Annotated in this window: 20 protein-coding genes; 6 read left to right on the top strand and 14 right to left on the bottom strand. The window is 65.5% G+C overall.

Features of this window, described 5'->3' with window-relative positions:
* The first annotated feature begins 213 nt into the window (after window positions 1-213).
* Window positions 214-1,101, top strand: a complete 888-nt coding sequence (gene rarD / locus OIK44_RS09065) for an EamA family transporter RarD (protein WP_273670415.1) — start codon at window positions 214-216, stop codon at window positions 1,099-1,101.
* An 89-nt stretch (window positions 1,102-1,190) separates the two neighbouring features.
* Window positions 1,191-2,858, top strand: coding sequence for an energy-dependent translational throttle protein EttA (gene ettA, locus OIK44_RS09070; protein ID WP_273670416.1), 1,668 nt, complete (start codon window positions 1,191-1,193; stop codon window positions 2,856-2,858).
* 105 nt (window positions 2,859-2,963) lie between these two features.
* On the opposite strand, the gene OIK44_RS09075 is transcribed toward ettA, so the two are convergent.
* Window positions 2,964-3,542, bottom strand: a complete 579-nt coding sequence (locus OIK44_RS09075; RefSeq protein WP_273670417.1) for a porin family protein — start codon at window positions 3,540-3,542, stop codon at window positions 2,964-2,966.
* Window positions 3,543-3,756: 214 nt separating this feature from the next.
* A complete protein-coding gene (locus OIK44_RS09080; RefSeq protein WP_273670418.1) occupies window positions 3,757-4,347 on the bottom strand; it encodes an alpha-ketoglutarate-dependent dioxygenase AlkB family protein in 591 nt (196 codons plus the stop codon).
* A 65-nt stretch (window positions 4,348-4,412) separates the two neighbouring features.
* On the opposite strand from OIK44_RS09080, the gene OIK44_RS09085 reads away from it, so the two are divergent.
* A complete protein-coding gene (locus OIK44_RS09085) occupies window positions 4,413-4,988 on the top strand; it encodes a putative pterin-binding protein (RefSeq protein WP_273670419.1) in 576 nt (191 codons plus the stop codon).
* A gap of 54 nt (window positions 4,989-5,042) precedes the next feature.
* Here OIK44_RS09085 and OIK44_RS09090 read toward each other — a convergent pair whose 3' ends face one another.
* Window positions 5,043-5,405 carry a hypothetical protein gene (locus OIK44_RS09090; RefSeq protein ID WP_273670420.1) on the bottom strand — a complete coding sequence of 121 codons (363 nt, stop codon included), beginning with the start codon at window positions 5,403-5,405 and terminating at the stop codon, window positions 5,043-5,045.
* Between the two features lie 334 nt (window positions 5,406-5,739).
* Between OIK44_RS09090 and OIK44_RS09095 the strand changes: the two genes are divergently transcribed.
* On the top strand, window positions 5,740-7,221 hold the full coding sequence (locus OIK44_RS09095; protein WP_273670421.1) for a sensor domain-containing diguanylate cyclase: 1,482 nt from the start codon (window positions 5,740-5,742) through the stop codon (window positions 7,219-7,221).
* Window positions 7,222-7,234: 13 nt separating this feature from the next.
* Here the strand turns inward: OIK44_RS09095 and OIK44_RS09100 are convergent, their stop codons facing one another.
* The 6 genes from OIK44_RS09100 to OIK44_RS09125 form a co-directional block, all read right to left on the bottom strand.
* Window positions 7,235-8,059, bottom strand: a complete 825-nt coding sequence (locus OIK44_RS09100; RefSeq protein ID WP_273670422.1) for a Rossmann-like and DUF2520 domain-containing protein — start codon at window positions 8,057-8,059, stop codon at window positions 7,235-7,237.
* A complete protein-coding gene (locus tag OIK44_RS09105; RefSeq protein ID WP_273670423.1) occupies window positions 8,059-8,628 on the bottom strand; it encodes a DUF924 family protein in 570 nt (189 codons plus the stop codon). The genes OIK44_RS09100 and OIK44_RS09105 overlap by 1 nt, the downstream gene beginning before the upstream one ends.
* Before the next feature lie 10 nt (window positions 8,629-8,638).
* On the bottom strand, window positions 8,639-9,382 hold the full coding sequence (locus OIK44_RS09110) for an MgtC/SapB family protein (RefSeq protein ID WP_273670424.1): 744 nt from the start codon (window positions 9,380-9,382) through the stop codon (window positions 8,639-8,641).
* Window positions 9,383-9,405: 23 nt separating this feature from the next.
* On the bottom strand, window positions 9,406-9,663 hold the full coding sequence (locus OIK44_RS09115; protein ID WP_273670425.1) for a hypothetical protein: 258 nt from the start codon (window positions 9,661-9,663) through the stop codon (window positions 9,406-9,408).
* The gene (locus tag OIK44_RS09120) at window positions 9,660-11,474 is read right to left on the bottom strand and encodes an aminopeptidase P family protein (RefSeq protein WP_273670426.1); all 1,815 of its coding nucleotides are present in this window, start codon (window positions 11,472-11,474) and stop codon (window positions 9,660-9,662) included. Before OIK44_RS09120 ends, OIK44_RS09115 begins: the two co-directional genes overlap by 4 nt.
* A 68-nt stretch (window positions 11,475-11,542) precedes the next feature.
* Entirely contained in the window at window positions 11,543-12,058 is a 516-nt protein-coding gene (locus OIK44_RS09125) for a MarR family winged helix-turn-helix transcriptional regulator (RefSeq protein WP_273670427.1), read from the bottom strand.
* 75 nt (window positions 12,059-12,133) lie between these two features.
* Here OIK44_RS09125 and OIK44_RS09130 point away from each other — a divergent pair, with 75 nt between their 5' ends.
* Together OIK44_RS09130 and OIK44_RS09135 are read left to right on the top strand one after the other, a co-directional pair.
* On the top strand, window positions 12,134-13,039 hold the full coding sequence (locus OIK44_RS09130; RefSeq protein ID WP_273670428.1) for an EamA family transporter: 906 nt from the start codon (window positions 12,134-12,136) through the stop codon (window positions 13,037-13,039).
* A gap of 7 nt (window positions 13,040-13,046) precedes the next feature.
* Window positions 13,047-13,664 carry a nitroreductase family protein gene (locus OIK44_RS09135; protein WP_273670429.1) on the top strand — a complete coding sequence of 206 codons (618 nt, stop codon included), beginning with the start codon at window positions 13,047-13,049 and terminating at the stop codon, window positions 13,662-13,664.
* A 103-nt stretch (window positions 13,665-13,767) separates the two neighbouring features.
* Here the strand turns inward: OIK44_RS09135 and OIK44_RS09140 are convergent, their stop codons facing one another.
* The 5 genes from OIK44_RS09140 to OIK44_RS09160 form a co-directional block, all read right to left on the bottom strand.
* Window positions 13,768-14,427 (bottom strand): DUF799 domain-containing protein, encoded by a 660-nt coding sequence (locus OIK44_RS09140; RefSeq protein WP_273670430.1) that lies wholly within the window; start codon window positions 14,425-14,427, stop codon window positions 13,768-13,770.
* A gap of 1 nt (window position 14,428) precedes the next feature.
* A complete protein-coding gene (locus OIK44_RS09145; protein WP_273670431.1) occupies window positions 14,429-14,797 on the bottom strand; it encodes a DUF4810 domain-containing protein in 369 nt (122 codons plus the stop codon).
* 8 nt (window positions 14,798-14,805) lie between these two features.
* Entirely contained in the window at window positions 14,806-15,468 is a 663-nt protein-coding gene (locus OIK44_RS09150) for a CsgG/HfaB family protein (protein WP_273670831.1), read from the bottom strand.
* A gap of 219 nt (window positions 15,469-15,687) precedes the next feature.
* The gene (locus OIK44_RS09155; protein WP_273670432.1) at window positions 15,688-16,452 is read right to left on the bottom strand and encodes a hypothetical protein; all 765 of its coding nucleotides are present in this window, start codon (window positions 16,450-16,452) and stop codon (window positions 15,688-15,690) included.
* A 156-nt stretch (window positions 16,453-16,608) separates the two neighbouring features.
* On the bottom strand, window positions 16,609-17,295 hold the full coding sequence (locus OIK44_RS09160; protein ID WP_420213840.1) for a Crp/Fnr family transcriptional regulator: 687 nt from the start codon (window positions 17,293-17,295) through the stop codon (window positions 16,609-16,611).
* Window positions 17,296-17,340 lie beyond the last annotated feature (45 nt).

The raw sequence follows: 17,340 nt of genomic DNA on the forward strand, positions 1-17,340 counted from the left end.
GTTCAACAAGCGCCATTCTAACCCTGTGGCCCAATCTGGCGACCGGCCTTTTTTCCCCGCCGGCAAGCCTACAACAAAACCGCCATGTCTAGACCTGACCCCAGTATCGCAATACGCCCCTGGGGTCAGGTCTAGACATGGCGGTTGCGCTTCGGCAGCGCGCGCTTATTTGGGCGATAATCGTTTCCTTCCAGCCCTTTTTTGATCGTGTTTATGAATCCAGGCATAGTCTTCGCCGCCCTCGCGTTTTTGAGCTGGGGCTTGTTTCCGCTGTATTTTCATGCGCTCGGCGCGGTGCCGCCCCTGGAGATTCTCGCGCATCGGATGTTGTGGTCGCTATTGTTCCTCGGCATAGTGCTGACGGTGCGCCGCCAGTGGGGCTGGCTGCGCCCGCTGGCGCGCCAGCCGCGCGTCGTCGCCGGTTTCGTCGCCAGCGCGTTTTTGTTGTCGGGGAATTGGTTCATTTATATCTGGGCCGTCAATCATGGCCATGTGATCGACGCCAGCCTCGGTTATTTCATTACGCCGCTGTTGAATGTGATGCTGGGCTTTTTGCTCCTGCATGAGCGCCCCCGCCGCCTGCAGTGGATCGCCATCGGCCTGGCCGGCTGCGGCGTCGCCTGGCTGGCCTTGCAGACGGGGCAGATGCCGTGGATCGCGCTGGCGCTGGCCGCCACCTTCGCCGGCTATGGCTTGTTGCGCAAGACGGCCGCGCTCGGCCCGCTTGAGGGGCTGTCTTTCGAGACGCTGATTCTGTTTCCGCTGGCGCTGGCCTATGTGCTGTGGCTCAGCTGGCACGGCCAGAATTCCTTCTTGACGACCCAGTCCGACGCCACCCGCTGGCTGCTGGCCGCGTCCGGCCCCATCACGGCCGTGCCGCTGCTGCTGTTTGCCGCCGGCGCGCGCCGCCTGCCGCTGTCGGTGCTCGGCCTGTTCCAGTATATTTCGCCGACGATGCAGTTTTTGCTGGGCGTGTGGCTGTTCCGCGAAGCTTTCTCGGCCGAGCGCATGACGGGTTTCCTGGCGATCTGGGCCGCGCTGGCCCTGTACGCGGCCGAGGGTTTGTGGAAGTCGCGCCGCCCCGCCGTGGCCGCCGCTTGATCCGCACCGCCCTTTGCCGCTTATGAGCTAGCTGGAACAGGGCGTTTATCGTATCCTGTCCGTCTTTGTTGATCACCCGAGATACCGCAATGGCAAATTACGTCTACACCATGAACCGCGTGGGCAAAATCGTCCCACCGAAACGCCAGATTCTGAAAGATATTTCGCTGTCGTTCTTCCCCGGCGCCAAGATCGGCGTGCTGGGCCTGAACGGCTCCGGCAAGTCGACCCTGCTGAAAATTATGGCCGGCATCGACACCGACATCCAGGGCGAAGCCGTGCCGATGCCGGGCTTGAACATCGGCTATCTGCCGCAGGAGCCCGTGCTCGACCCCGAGCAGACGGTGCGCCAGGTGGTCGAGTCCGGCCTGGGCGAAGTGTTCGAGGCGCAAGCCAAGCTGGAGGCCGTCTACGCCGCCTACGCCGAGGAGGACGCCGATTTCGACGCGCTGGCGACCGAGCAGGCGCGCCTGGAGGCGATCATTTCGACTTCCGACGGCGGCAATCTGAATTTGCAGCTGGAAATGGCCGCCGACGCGCTGCGCCTGCCGCCGTGGGACGCCAAGATCGGCGTGCTGTCGGGCGGCGAAAAGCGCCGCGTGGCACTGTGCCGCCTGCTGCTGTCGAAGCCGGACATGCTGCTGCTCGACGAGCCGACCAACCATCTGGACGCGGAATCGGTCGACTGGCTCGAACAGTTCCTGCTGCGCTTCCCCGGCACCGTCGTCGGCATCACCCATGACCGCTACTTCCTCGACAACGCCGCCGAGTGGATTCTCGAACTCGACCGCGGCCACGGCATTCCGTGGAAGGGCAATTACAGCTCGTGGCTGGAGCAAAAGGGCAACCGCCTGAAGCAGGAAGAGGCGACCGAGTCCTCGCGCCAGAAAACCATCGCCAAGGAATTGGAATGGGTGCGCCAGAATCCCAAGGGCCGCCAAGCCAAGAGCAAGGCCCGCCTGGCCCGCTTCAACGAGTTGTCCGAGCACGAATACCAGAAGCGCAATGAGACGCAGGAGATTTTCATTCCGGTGGCCGAGCGCCTGGGCAATGAGGTAATCGAGTTCAAGAACGTCTCGAAAGCCTTCGGCGACCGCCTGCTGATCGACAATCTGTCGTTCACGGTGCCGGCCGGCGCCATCGTCGGCATCATCGGCCCGAACGGGGCCGGTAAGTCGACCCTGTTCAAGATGATCACCGGCAAGGAACAGCCGGACAGCGGCGAAGTGGCGATCGGCCAGACGGCGCGCGTCTCCATCGTCGACCAGAACCGCGATTCGCTGAGCGACAAGAAAACCGTGTTCGAGGACGTCTGCGGCGGCGCCGACATGCTGACCGTGGGCCGCTTCGAGATGCCGTCGCGCGCCTACCTGGGCCGCTTCAACTTCAAGGGCGGCGACCAGCAAAAAGTGGTCGGCAACCTGTCCGGCGGCGAACGCGGCCGTCTGCACCTGGCGAAGACCCTGCTGATGGGCGGCAACGTGCTGCTGCTCGATGAACCGTCCAACGATCTGGACGTGGAAACCTTGCGCGCGCTGGAAGATGCCTTGCTGGAATTCGCCGGCAGCGTCATGGTGATTTCCCATGACCGCTGGTTCCTCGACCGCATCGCCACCCACATCCTGGCCTTCGAAGGCGATTCCCAGGTGACCTTCTTCGATGGCAACTATCAGGAATATGAAGCCGACAAGAAAAAACGTCTGGGCGACGAGGGCGCCAAGCCAAAACGCATCCGCTACAAGCCGCTGACGGTGTAATACAGGGGCCGCCAGCCGGCGGCGCGGCCCACATAGCCCGACGGCTCCGCAAGGGAGCCGTCGGGTGTTGCTGTCGGGCGGGCCGGGCGGCCCGCCCCGCGTCCATTAGAAGTTGTAACGGGCGCCCAGAGCCAGTGCGGTCGCCTTGTGGCCGTAGCTGGCGCTCTTGCCGAAATGTTCCAATTCGGCGCTCAAGGAAATGTTCTTGTTGAGCGCGTATTGTGCGCCGACCGAAGCGTACAAGCCGGTTTTGTTGTCGGTTTTCGACAAGCCCGACGCCGCACCGGTGCCGCTGATGCTGTCGCGGTTGCGGGCCACGCCCAGCTTGCCGAATACGCCGAACTGTTCATTGATCGGCATCGTCGCCTTGCCGGCGATATAGTAGCCGCGGGTCTTCGCATCGATTTTGCCGTTCACGCCATTTTGCACATAGCTGTAGCTTTTGCTGCCAAAATTGGCGAAACCACCTTCAACTGCCCAGGTCTTATCGAATTCATAGCCGGCGAACAGTTTCCCGCCGACCTTGTAAGAACTGCGGTCGCCGCCGCTGCTGACATTCGGCACGTCGAATTTATAACGGCCCGTGGTCACGCCGGCGCCCACATAAGCGCCCTCGGCATGAGCGATCGAGATACTCGACAGGGCTGCGACAGAAGCAATCACTGCAAAAAAGATTTTTTTCATAATGCATACTCTTTCAAAGAATTTTCAGTGGACTCGCGGGGTTTTCGCAGTTCAGTGAAGTGCGATGTGCTCAAGATAGCATCGGGAAAAAAGCAAGTCCTACCGCAAATGGTAAGAAATGTGACGAAATGTAAGCCGCATTTCTTTACTGGAAAGATATTTTTCTTACTGGAAATAGCACTAAATTCCAGCAATAGCTGAAAAATGAACGAAGTTACAGGATATTGCGGAAAGTGAGGTTGACGCGGGGGCCGCAGGGCCGGCTTTCCTTGTTGATACCGTGGCGCCAATTACTTTGCGTCATACCTGCCATCAGTAACAGGCTGCTGTCGCGCAGCGACAACCTCAATGTCGTCGGCAAGCGCTTGTGCTTCAGGATGAAAGTGCGCGGCGCGCCAAAACTGAGCGAGGCGATGGCCGGTTGCGGCCCCAGCTCGCTCTCATCGTCGCTGTGGAAACCCATGCTGTCGCGTTCGTCGCGGTAGTAATTGAGCAGCACGCTGTTGAAGCGGCGGCCGGTGGCGCGCTCGACGGCGGCTTTCAGCAGCAGTTGCAAGGGGGTGAAGGGCTGCGGCTCCAGCGTCATGCCGGAATAACGGTAACGGGCCTCGCCATGCCAGGCCGTCAGGCGCGGTTGCGCATGGCGCTTGCCCCACAGCATGATGTGCTCGCTGCGCCAGTCGGTCTCGGCAATCAGCTGGGCCAGCATATCGCCTTCGGGCAAGGCCAGCCGCTGCAGAAAATACAACTCGCCATCCGCAATGGGAATCGGCGTCAATGTGTCGCTTGCAGAAAATAAATCCATGGTGGGTCAAACCGGAAGGGGCGAACGGCTATCATAAACCCGTGCCATCAAACCCGGAGCCGAGCATGAAAAAACGCCAATTCCTCACCGCCGCCGCACTGGCCGGCGCCGCCCTGCCCGCTCGCGCGCAAGGCGCGCCGGCACACGTGCGCGGTCCGGCGCTGCTGACGCTGACGGGCGCCGTCGGCAAGGTCAACCGCCCGCGCTTCGATCCGCTGCGCGACCAGATGATGCACAAGCAAAAAATCAGCTTCGAACGCGCCTATGCCTTCGATTTCGATGCCCTTGCGGCCTTGCCGGCGCACACCATCAAACCGACGCTGGAATACGACGGCAAGACGCACGTGCTGCGCGGTCCCCTGCTGGTCGAGGTGTTGGCGGCGGCCGGCGCCGGCGCGGCCGCCACGCTGGTGCTGCGGGCGGTCGACGGCTATGCCGTGTCGCTGCCCCTGGCGCAGGCGCGCGCGCAAGGCTTCATCGTCGCCACCCATCTGGACGGCGAGGCAATGGCGCTGGGAGGTTTGGGGCCGCTATGGGCCGTGTATGACGCGGACCGGGTGCCCGCGATGGCGGCGCGGCCGCTGGCCGAGCGCTTCGCCCTGTGCCCGTGGGCGCTGTACCACATCGACATCCAGATCTAGCCATACGGCGGAACCGAACGGCGGGGCCGTGTGGCCCCGCAGGACTGCCGCCGTTTAAGCGTAGGCTTCGGCCAGCGACATCACGCGCGGCGTCACGACGATGCCGATAGCGCCGAACAAAGCCTCGATCGCCGCCAGGTTGGCCGTGCATTCGTCCGTCTTCCAGCCTTTGAAGAGATCGGTGCCATCCTTTTGGAAATGCAGATCCAGCACCTTGCCCTTGTCTTTGTGCAGGTAATTCGAGGTGTAGGTATTTTCAAAACCCAGCGTCTTCAATTCCTCCAACACTTGCACCGGCGGATTGTCGGGATCGGTTGCGAGGAAAACGCCAAAGGTCTTGCCCGGTGGCTTGGCCGCGATGTCGACGTCATAAATGCCGGGCGCCTTCATTACGGTCGTACTTTTCAGAAATAACATGTCCATACCTCCTATCCAAATGGCAACGGCGTGCCAAATGTGCCGCGCTCTTGTTATTTAACTATTTTTGTATTTACTTGGATTCGCAAAGGAAAGATTCCAGTAATCAAGCTTATTGCTTATTGCACTGTTTGTCGACTAATCCGAGCAACTATTTGGTTATCCAGGGCAATAAAACACTGCACTTTTGCCATCACGCTACACCTTGGCGACGCCGGACCAGTCGGAATAGGCCATTGCGCCAAGACGCGCGCGGCGTCATACTTAAAAATTGCGCAACTATTTCATCCCCGCAGCGCCACCGGGAAAGCGCCACAGTGTTTATAAAGAAGCCATGCGTCTGTTTTCCGTCAAGTACCGCCTACTCATGTGGGTCACGCTGATTCTCGTTTGCGGCTTCCTCGCCACCAGCCTGGCCAGTTATATTTCTTCGCGCGACGCCATCGAACACGGCATCGCCGAGCAAACCCTGCCTCTGACCGGCGACAATATTTATTCGGAGATTCAGAAGGACATTCTACGCCCCGTTTTCATTTCCTCGCTGATGGCGCACGACACCTTCGTGCGCGACTGGATGCTGGGCGGCGAGAAGAATCCGCAGCAAATCGTCCGTTACCTCAAGGAATTGAAGAAGAAATACGGCACCGTCAGCAGCTTCCTCGTCTCCGACCGCAGCCGGGCCTACTATTACGCGGGCGGCAGGCTCAAATCCGTGCACCCAGACGCCTCCCGCGACGCCTGGTTCTTCCGCCTGCGGGCGCTGACCACGGCCGACTATGAAACCAATGTCGATGTCGACCTGGCCAACCGCGACAGCATGACCATCTTCATCAACCACCGCGTGCTGGACTACCAGGGCAACTTCATCGGCGCCACCGGCGTCGGCCTGACGCTGGACACGATGAGCCGCATCATCGACCGCTACCAGGCGCGCTTCCACCGCAACATCTATTTCGTCGACGGCGCCGGCGCCATCGTCCTGGCCGGCAAGTCCATGCAGGGCGTGCGCGGCGCCATCGCCACGCTGCCGGGCGTGCGCGCCATCGCCGCGCAAATCCTCAACCGCGACAGCGTGCCCACCCACCTGGCCTACCAGGGCGAGACGGCCAGCATGCTGCTCAATTCGCGCTACATCCCGGAACTGGGCTGGTATCTCGTCGTCGAGCAAAACGTCAGCGCCGAGGTCAAGCCGGTGCAGCGCGTGTTCGCGCTGAATCTGGCCATCAGCTTCGCCGTCACGCTGGCGGTGCTGGTGCTCACGCTGCTGACGGTGAACCGCTTCCAGCGCCGCATCGAGCGGGCCGCCTCGACGGACGCGCTGACCGGGCTGCTGAACCGCAGGGCGCTGGAACTGGTGTTCCGCAACAGCATCCTCGTCAGCAAGCGCAGCGGCCGGCCGCTGGCGGCCATCCTGTTCGACATCGACTTCTTCAAGCACGTCAACGACAACCACGGCCACTTGTGGGGCGACACGGTCATACGCGCCGTCGCCGACCTCGCCCGCCGCACGGTGCGCGAGAGCGACGTCGTGACGCGCTGGGGCGGCGAGGAATATCTGATTTTGCTCAACGACTGCGGGCTGGAGCAGGCCGCGCAGATCGCCGAGGCATTGCGCCGCGCCGTCGCGGCATGCGACTTCGGCATGCCGGCGCCGAACCTGCGCGTGACGGTCAGCCTGGGCGTGGCCGAATACGCCGAGGACGAGGGCGAATCGGCGTTCTTCTCGCGCGCCGACAGCGCCCTGTACCAGGCCAAGCACGGCGGCCGCAACCGGCTGCAGTTGTCGGCGCCGGCCGCTTTCGCACCGGCAGCCTGAGCGCGCGCGGCGCTCAGGCGCCGCGCCGGCGCCGCGCCAGCGCGGCCGTCGGCGCCACCAGCGCCTCGTACAACGCGCCGCTGCCGGCGTCCCACTGGCCCACGGCGCGCCGCTGCCTGTCGACGGTGGCGAAATCGCCGCGCGCGATCGGCCCGCTGAGCGCCCGCTCCGGTCCCAGCCTGAAGACATTGGCCACGGTTTCGTTCACCAGCGGCTGCGCCAGTTCGCGCGCCACCGCCTCCGGCACGCCGGCCGCCTGGTAGGCGCGCAGCGCCGCGTCGAGCACCGTCACCAGGTAGTTGCTGGCGAAGACGGCGGCCGCGTGGTACACCGTCTTGGCGGCGGCGTCGATCGGCACCGGCCGCGCGCCTATCGCCAGCAGCGCCGGCTCCAGCAGCGCCAGCGCCGCCGCGTCGCCCTCGATGCCGCAATACGTGCCGGCGAATTCGGCGGCGACCTGGGCCGGGTCGGCGAAGCTGCGGATCGGGTGCACGCTGGCGACCGCCGCGCCGAGCGCGCGCGCCGCCGCCAACTCGCCGGAGGCCAGCGCGCCGCTGCAGTGGAACAGCACCGTGCCGGCCAGCGCGCCGCCGGCGGCCAGCGCCGCGCAGGCCGGGCCGATCTGGTCGTCGCCGACGGCCAGCATGGTGACGTCGGCGCGGCGCAGCCGCGCGTAGCCGGCGGCGGCCGCGCCGGCGCCGATGAAGGGCAGCGCCGCCTGCGCCGACGCCGCCGAGCGGGTCAGCACGTCCTGCACCTGGAAGGCGCCGCTGGCGGCGAACAGGCGCCCCAGCACGCGCCCGACGTGGCCGGCGCCGACGATGTTCAGCGTCGCCATCAGAAGCCCGATCCCGGCTCGCCGAGGTAGGCCAGCTCGGCGGCCGTCGAGGCCCGGCCAAGGATGCCGTTGCGGTGCGGGAAGCGGCCAAATCGGGCGATGACGTCGTGGTGGCGCCGGGCAAAGTCCAGCATGCCCTCGAAACCGGGCGCCGCCTCGCACAGGCGCGTGAACAAGGCCACCGCCTGCCGCTGCGACGCGGCGTCCTCGGCGTGCTCGAACGGCAGGTAGACGAAGGCGCGCTGCCACGGCGGCAGCGTCAGGTCGGCGCCGCCGGCCACCAGCGCCAGCGCCGCCTGCAGGGCCGGCGCGTCGCCGCTGAAGGCGGCCGGCGTGTCGCGGTAAACGTTGCGCGTAAACTGGTCCAGCAACAGGATGCGCGCCAGCGTGCCCGGCGCGCCGGCCGCGTCCCACTCGCGCAGGCCGCCGGGGACGGCCTGCGCGATCGGCGCGCCGAAGCGGGCCAGTATCTGCGCGTCGAACTGCGCGTCCTTGCGGAACCATTCGGCGCGCGCGGCGCCCGGCGGCGTGAACCAGAAATCGAGCACTGCTGCGGCGTCGGCGTGCATTGCGGCCTCCTCAGTTACGGGCGTGCGACAGCTGGAAGCTGTCGATGCCGTCGAAAGCGGTCAGCTCGGCCGACAGCTCGGAGAGCGTGGCGCCGCTGCTTTTGCTCAGGGCGATGGCGACGAAGCGCCACTCCTGCATGCCCGACTCGCTGCCTATCATCAGCGAACCGCCGGCAATTTCGTAGCCGCGGCTCAGGGCGATGCGCCGCAGCGCGTCCTCGCGCGGCAGATAGCCCTTGTTGAAGCGCATCGTGATGGCCACCGCGTGCCGCGACGGCAGCCACGCCTCCAGCCTGAACAGGAAGATCATCGACATCGCGCACAGGAAGGCCAGGCCCATCGCCGACAGGTAGAAGCCGACGCCGACCATGATGCCGATCACCGACGAGGCCCAGATCGAGGCCGCCGTCGTCAGGCCGCTGATGTTGAAGCCCTCGCGCATGATGACGCCGGCGCCGAGGAAGCCGATGCCGGTGACGATGCCCTGGATGACGCGGGTCGGATCGGCGACCGTGACGATGGCGCCGTGGCCGCCGAACCAGAACTGCGGATAGCCGCCGATGACGGTCAGCGCGCACGAGGCCATGCACACCAGGCCGTAGGTGCGCATGCCGGCGGCGCGGCCGTGGTAGGAGCGTTCGTAGCCGACCAGCAGGCCGAGCAGCAGGGCGCCGATCAGGTTCAACAGGATGATGCCGTTGGTGGCCAGTTCGGCCAGCGACCAGTAGGAGCCCAACATGTCCATCGTTGGCATAGAATTCTTTCTTCGGTCGGCGCCTACGGCGCTTTTTTGTTCAACTGTTTTTCAAAGGCGACATCGAGCTTGCTGACGCGCCGCGGCGTCTGCGGCCCCTGGGCGTTGACGAAGGCGACGAACTCGTCGAGCTCCAGCGGCGCGCACAGCGGCGGCTGGCCCGGCCCCTCGCTCAGGAGAAACAGGCCGGCGCCGGTGCGCGCCATCGAATACCCGGGCTTGCCGCTGCGCTGCTTGAGGCGGTCGACGGCCGACGCGGCGCGGGTCGAGCGCCCGCTCATACGGCCTCCGTGCGGGTATTCAGCCAGGCCAGCGCGGCGCCCGACACGTGCGGACGCAGGCGCGCGCGCACCGTCGCGTGGTAGGCGTTGAGCCAGTCGCGCTCGTCGGCGCGCAGCAGCGCCAGGTCGAGGCAGCGGCTGTCGATCGGACACAGCGTCAGCGTCTCGAAGCGCAGGAAGTCGCCGAACTCGCCGCTGGCGGCGGCCACGTTCAGCACCAGGTTCTCGATGCGGATGCCCCAGCGCCCGGGGCGGTAAATGCCCGGCTCGACCGAGGTGACCATGCCCTCTTGCATCGCCGTGTGCGGCTCCGGCGGCGCCGACGGCGAAATCGTCTGCGGCCCCTCGTGGACGTTGAGGAAGAAGCCGACGCCGTGGCCGGTGCCGTGGCCGAAATCGACGCCGGCCGCCCACAGCGGCGCGCGCGCGAGCGCATCGAGCATCGGCGATTTGACGCCGCGCGGGAAGTGCGCCGACGACAGCGCGATGACGCCCTTGAGCACCAGCGTGAAATCGCGCCGCTGCTCGGCGCTGGTGGCGCCGACCGGCACCACGCGGGTGATGTCGGTGGTGCCGCCCAGGTACTGGCCGCCGGAGTCGATCAGCAGCAAGCCGTCGCCGTCGATGACGGCGTGCGCCGCCTCGGTGGCGCGGTAGTGCATGATCGCGCCGTTGGCGCGGAAGCCGGCGATGGTGCCGAAGCTGAGGCTGACGAAACCGGGCCGGCGCGCGCGCGCCGCCGCCAGGCGGTCGGCGATGTCGAGCTCCGTCAGCGCGGCGCGCTGCGGATCGGCCAGCGTCTCCTCCAGCCAGGCGAAAAACTCGCACAGCGCGGCGCCGTCCTGCTCCATCGTGGCGCGCACGTGTTCGGCCTCGGCCGGCGTCTTTTGCGACTTGGCGAAGGTGGTCGGGTTGACCGCCTCGACCACGGCGACCGCCGCCGGCACGGCCTGGCGCGTGCCGAAGGTGACTCGGCGCGGGTCCAGCAGCAGCGTCGCGGCGGGCGCCAGCGCGGCCAGCGCGGCATGCGCCGCCGCGTAGGGCGCGACGTCGACGCCGTCGGCCGCCAGCGCGGCGCGCAGCGCCGCGTCGACCTTGCCGTCGGCGACGAACAGCGTCGCCCGCTGCGGCGTGATCAGCGCATGCGCCAGGAACACCGGGTTGTAGCTGACGTCGGCGCCGCGCAGATTGAACAGGTAGGCGACGTCGTCCAGCGTCGAGATGAGATGGCTGTCGGCGCCGGCCTGCGCCATCGCGGCGCGCAGCGCCGCCAGCTTGGCCGCGCGCGGCGTCGAAGCGTGCGGCGGCAGGTGCTCGAACACGGGTTGCGGCGGCAGGCCGGGACGCTCAAGCCAGACGGCGTCGAGCAGGTCGACGTCGGTGCGCAGCGCCACGCCGGCGCCGTCCAGCGCCTGCCCCAGCAGGCGCGCCGTGGCCAGGCCCAGCACGGCGCCGTCGACGCCGACCGTGCCGCCGCGCCGGACGCGGCCGGCCAGCCAGTCGATGTACAGCACGCTGGCGCCGGACGGAATCTTCATCAGTTGCACGCCGGTGCCGGCCAGTTCGCTCTCGGCCTGGTCCCAGTAGCGGGCGTCGGTCCAGACGCCGGCGCAATCGGCCGTGGCGATGAAGGTGCCGACCGAGCCGGTGAAGCCGCTCAGCCATTCGCGGCCCTGCCAGCGCGCCGGCAGATACTCGGACAGGTGCGGGTCGGCCGACGGCACGATGAAGGCGTCGATATGCTGTTCGCGCATGGCGTGGCGCAGCTGCGTCAGGCGCGCCGCCAGCGCGGTTTTTTCTGGTGTGGGCATGAACTGGACTCAAGTCGGTGTCGAGCCACTATCATACCGCGATTGGGTCGCCGCCTGCCGGCAGGGGCTCAGGCGCCGGGCGCCGCCTCCAGCTCGATCAGCAGGCGCGACAGCCGCTCGTCGAGCAGCGCCAGGTCGGCCGCCGCGCTCGACCCCATGATGCGATGCAGGTTCGCGACGTGCGCCGTGACCGCGCGTTCGATCAGTTCCAGCCCGGCCGGCGTCAGCTCCACCAGCAGGCTGCGGGCGTCTTCGCAATTGGCCAGGCGCGTCACCAGGCCGCGGCTTTCCATGCCCTTGAGGCGGTGCGTCATCGTGCCCGAGGTGATCATCAGCGTCGAAAACAGCGTCGTCGGCGCCAGCCGGTAGGGCGCGCCGGCGCGCCGCAGCGTGGCCAGCACGTCGAACTCGCAGTAAGTCAGGCCATACTCGGCGAAGACCGTCTCGACCCGGCGGTGCAGCAGCGCGGCGCAGCGCTTGATGCGTCCCACCGTGCCCATGGGCCCCACGTCCAGGTCGGGACGCTCGCGGCGCCACTGCGCCAGAATCGCGTCGACCGCATCCAATTGCCGCTCCGCCATCATGCCACCTTTTCAATAATTTATCTTGAAGTCGAGATTATATGCTAGACTGAATTTATCTTGAATTGAAGGTAAATTATGCGAGCAACGCCCTCCCCGCAAACCTTGAGCGACACCCTGCTGACGGCGCTGGCGCCGGCCGTCTGGGGCACGACCTACATCGTCACCACCGCCTTCCTGCCGGCCGGCCTGCCGTTCACGGCCGCGCTGCTGCGCACCCTGCCCGCCGGCCTGCTGCTGACGCTGCTCATCCGGCGTTGGCCGCGGCGGGCCATGTGGGGCCGCCTGGCCGTGCTGTCCGCGCTCAACATCGGCTGCTTCCAGGCGCTGCTGTTCATCGCCGCCTACCGCCTGCCGGGCGGCGTGGCCGCCGTGATGGGCGCGATCCAGCCGCTGCTGGTGATGGCGCTGGCGTGGGCGCTGGAGCGGCGCCGGCCGGCCGGCCTGGCGATCGCCGCCAGCGTGCTGGGCATCGCCGGCATGGCCGCGCTGCTGCTCTCGCCCGGCGCCGCGTGGGACCGGCTCGGCGTCGCCGCGGCGCTGGGCGGCGCCGCCTGCATGGCCGCCGGCACCTTCCTGGCGCGGCGCTGGCAGGCGGACGTGCCGGTGCTGGCCTTCACCGGCTGGCAATTGCTGGCGGGCGGGCTGATGCTGGCGCCCGCCGCCTGGCTGGCCGATCCGGCGCTGCCGCCGCTGGGCCCGAGCCAGCTGCTCGGCTATGCCTACATCGGCCTCGTCGGCACGCTGCTGGCGTATGCGCTGTGGTTCCGCGGCATCGCCCGGCTGTCGCCGGTGGCCGTGTCCTCGCTCGGTTTACTGAGCCCGCTGGTGGCCGTGCTGCTCGGCTGGGCCCTGCTGGGCCAGGCCATGACGGGCTGGTCGCTGGCCGGCCTGCTGACGGTGCTGGCCAGCGTGCTCGCCGTCCAGTGGGCGTCCCGCCCGCGGGCGCCCGCACCGAATTTTTCCCCCTCCACCCAACCATAGGAACACCATGCACACCTCCATCCAATCCCTGATCGAAGCGCGCGTCTCGGCCAACCATTTCGACGGCAGCCGCGCGCTGGCCGAGAGCGACATCGTCGAACTGGTGCGCCTGGCCACGCTGGCGCCGTCGGCCTACAATTTCCAGAACTGGAAATTTATCGCGGTGCGCTCGCCCGAGGCGAAGGCCCGCCTGAAAGCCGTCTCCTACAATCAGCAGAAGGTGGTCGACGCGGCCGTCACCTTCATCATCTGCGGCACCCTGGCCGCCCACGAAGGGCTGGAACGCGCGCTGCAGCCGGCGGTCGACGCCGGCATCATGGCGCGCTCCGTGTCCGAGACGTGGGTGGCGATGGCCAAGGGCTCGCACCCCAGCCAGCCGCAACTGCAGCGCGACGAGGCGATGCGTTCGGCCTCGCTGGCGGCCATGACGCTGATGCTGGCCGCCGAAGGCATGGGCCTGGTGAGCGGCGCGATGAGCGGCTTCGACGCCGCCGGCGTGGCGCGCGAATTCGGCCTGGGCGCCGCCGAGGTGCCGGTGATGCTGGTGACGGTGGGTTACGCGGCGCCGGGCAACTGGCCGCAAAAGCCGCGCAAGGCGCTCGCCGAGGTGCTGGAATTCGCCTAAGGAAGGTGCCGGCCCATGAAAAAACGCCGCGACGGCGGCGTTGTGCAAACCCGATCTAGCCCCTGCGCCGGGCCGCTTGCCGGCCCGGCGCAGGGGGAGGCGATCAGTTCTTCGAGTAGTTCACCGAACGGGGGCCGTACAGCAGGCCGTTGTTCAGGCCGCCGGACAGCAGGCGCGCGCTGGCGACGCCGGCGAGCGGGTGGGACGCGTCCGTCGTCGTGTTGATGATTTGCTTGACGGCGGCGGTGATGAGGGCGCCGAGCAGATTGCCGCCATTGTTGCCGCCTTCATTGCTGCTGGCCGAAGCCGCGCCCGTCCACAGCACGGTGCCGGTTTTCAAATCGACCAGCCTGGCGTCGGCCGTCACGGCCGTGACGCTGTCGATCACCTGGTAGCTGGTGCCGTACTTGCTGACGGTGATGTACAGGGCCGCGTCGGCGCCGAAAATTTCCTGAATTTTCGCCGGCGCGACGGCGTGGATATCGGCGCCGCTGGTCAAGCCGTTCTGCTTGAAAGTCTCGTCCACCACGGCCACCGGCAACACATAGTAACCGGCCTCGGCCAGAGGATGGGTCACTTGCGACAGCATGCTGTACGTGGCCTTCAGATCGGGCGAATTGTTCAAGGGCGGCAGCACGACGATGGAGCGCGGCTTGGCTTGCTTGAATGCCGTGTAGTCGTAAGGGGCCTGCTGCGTGGCGCAGCCGACGACCAGCAGCGCAGGCAAGAGGCAGGCGCCCAGTCTCAGACATTTTTTCAACATATTATTTCTCAACTTTCTTGGATTTCTTGAGCAGGAAATCCATGTAGGCGGACGATTCCGGGAACAGCTTTTTTTCCGCCTCGAATTGCGGCGCGACTTGTCCATCCTTGCCGGCCAGCGCGTACAGCATGCCCAGGTGGGCGTGGTAGCCCGGCGGCGGCACGGTGCCCTTGGCGTCCATCGACTGCAAATCCTTTTCCAGCGCGGCGATCTGCTGGTCCGGGCTTTCACCCTTGAAATGCTGATACACCTGGGGCTGGTAAGCGTCCCACTGGTACATCGACTTCTGCGCTGTCTGGCAACCCGTCAACACCACACTGGCCAGCATTGCCGCGGCAATGGCGATACGTTTCGTGATTAAAGTTTTCATGCGCTCTCTTATTGCGGCTTGTTCGGGGTCCAGGCGCCGGTTTCGATACCGGTGACCAGATGGTTGACTGCTTCGCGCACGGCCAGATCGAGCACCTTGCCGTTCAAGGTCGCGTCGTAGCTGGCGGTGCCGCCGAAGCCGACGATTTCGCGGTTCGACAGGCTGTATTCGCCGGCGCCCTGGCTGGAATACACCACCTCGGAGGTGGCGATGTTGACGATGTTCAGCGTGACTTTGGCGTAGGCGACCTGGGTCTTGCCGCGTCCGAGAATGCCGAACAATTGATGGTCGCCCACTTCCTTGCGGCCGAACTCCGTGACGTCGCCGGTCACCACAAAATCGGCGCCCTTGATCGACTGGCTCTGCTTCTTATATGCCGCTTCCTGCTGCAGTTCGGCCATATTGTCGCGGTCCAATACGTTGAAGCGATTGGTTTGCTGCATATGCGAAATCAGGATGGTCTTGGCCTGGCCGCCCAAACGGTCGACGCCGTCGGAGAAAATGCCCCGCATAAAGCTGGAGCGGTTGTCGAACTTGCCGACGGCAATCAGCGTGCGCGGGCCGACGGCCGGACGGTTGGCGCTGGCCACCGTCGGCACGACCAGGGCTTGCGAACTTTCCGTCGCGCAGCCGGCAAGCATGGCGCCCGCCAGCGCGGCAATGCACAACATGCCAGATTTGATTTGTTTCACAGATAACTCCCTGAAATGAAAATGTATTTTTATTTTGGATGAAGACAGTCCGCCGCGACAAAGGCCGGCCTTTCCTGTCATTCCTATATTGACAAGTCTACCCGATGTATATTGTATTTAGGAAATATTTGTTGTAAATGTGCTTGTGCCGCGCACCCCGGCGCAACAACGCCGCCCGCCGGGCGGGGCGGCGCGCCCTCACACGAGTTTTTGCGCGATCAGCTTGCTGCGCAGGCGCTTGGCCTTTTCGACGTGCACGGCGTCGTTGACGAAAACGATCTCGTCCTTGAACGTCAGCAGGCCGCCCTTCAGGCCGCCGCCCACCGTTTCGATCTGGAAGTCGTCCAGCGCCGGGTCGTTGCGCAGGTCGAGCACGCGCGGGTCGGCCAGGTAGACCAGCCAGCCGCCGATGTAGGGCTTGGCGTCCTCGACCTCCTCGGCGAAATCGAAGGAAAAGATGCGCGCCTTTTCCGGCCGCCAGAACTTGATGGCCTCGATGAACAGGTCGCGGATGAAGCCGAAAATATAGAATTCGGGATGCGGGAAGTTCAGGTGGTCCGGCGTGGGGAACTGGATCGTCACCGTGTTGTAGACTTGCTCGGAACTCTTGCCGGCGTGGATGTTGACGGCCACCATGCCGTCCTCCGCCGAGCCGCAGTTGACGAAGTTCATGTTGTAGCCGCGCCAGCCGATCGAGGCCCACACGGGCGTGCCGTCCGGGTTCGCCACATTGTAGACCTGGTCGCTGCCGCCGGCGTGCTTGTAGACGAGCTTGTCCAGATTCGCCAGGTTCGGCGTCAACTTGATGACGGGGTCGGACTCGTCGCCCACCCATTCCATCGCCGCGAACACGGGGTGGGTCTTTTCCAGGAACTGCAAAAACTCCCTGACCTTGTCGGCGTACTGACGCAGCGTCAGGGGATTGCCCTTCCAGTACAAACCGATCACATATTCGTCCATCATCTGACTTCTCCCGCGCAATTACCGCGCATTCGCGCCCGCTGCCGCTGAAACCGTTTCTAATATTGTCCGCGCATATTGTCGGACGAATCAAAGTTACCGTCAAGAAATGTAAAATACTTGCCAACATTGATGCGTTCTTACCACGCTTTGCCGCGCTCACTCCTGATAGCGGCGCAACCCCTCCAGGTCGAGCACGCGGATGCCGCCATAATCGAGGCGCAGCAAGCCGTGCTTTTCCAGCACCTGCAAAGCCTGGTTGGCGCGCTGCCGCGACGAGCCCGACAGCAGGCCGACCTCCTCCTGCGAGATGTGCACCAGCTTTTCGATGCCCGGATACAGGTGGGAATGGAACATCGACGCCAGGCAGCGCGCGACCCGCGTGTTCAAGTCCAGCAGGCGGTCGTTCTCGACCATGCCGATGAACTGGCCCAGGCGCTCGTTCAACTGCATCAGCAGAAAGCGCGTGAACGGCAGGCTGCTGTCGAGCAGCCAGTGGAAGGTTTCGGCCGGCATGCGCGCGATGCGGCTGTCGCGCAGCGCCATCGCGTCGTATTTGCGGGCCTCGTGCTTGAGCAGCGAGCCCTCGCCGAACCAGCCGCCGGGCGGCACGCCGGTGAAGGTGACGCTCTTGCCCGAGGGCGAAAAGTTGTTCATCTTGACCATGCCGCCTATGATGCCTATCCAGTTCTCGACGGGCTCGCCCTTGCGGCAGACGAAGCCGCCTTTCGGCACGAAGGTTTCAAACGTGTCGGCCTCGACGCGCGCCATCTGCTCGGCGCTCAGCGTGCGCGCCCAGATTGCCGCGCGCAGCGCCGCTTGCAGGCTGGTGTCAGTGGATATCATTGTGCAACGCACCATTGAAAAAGTGGCAAATGTCCCCGAAAAGAC

Origin of the sequence: Janthinobacterium fluminis, from assembly GCF_028595325.1 — a bacterium.
GTDB lineage: Bacteria > Pseudomonadota > Gammaproteobacteria > Burkholderiales > Burkholderiaceae_D > Janthinobacterium > Janthinobacterium fluminis.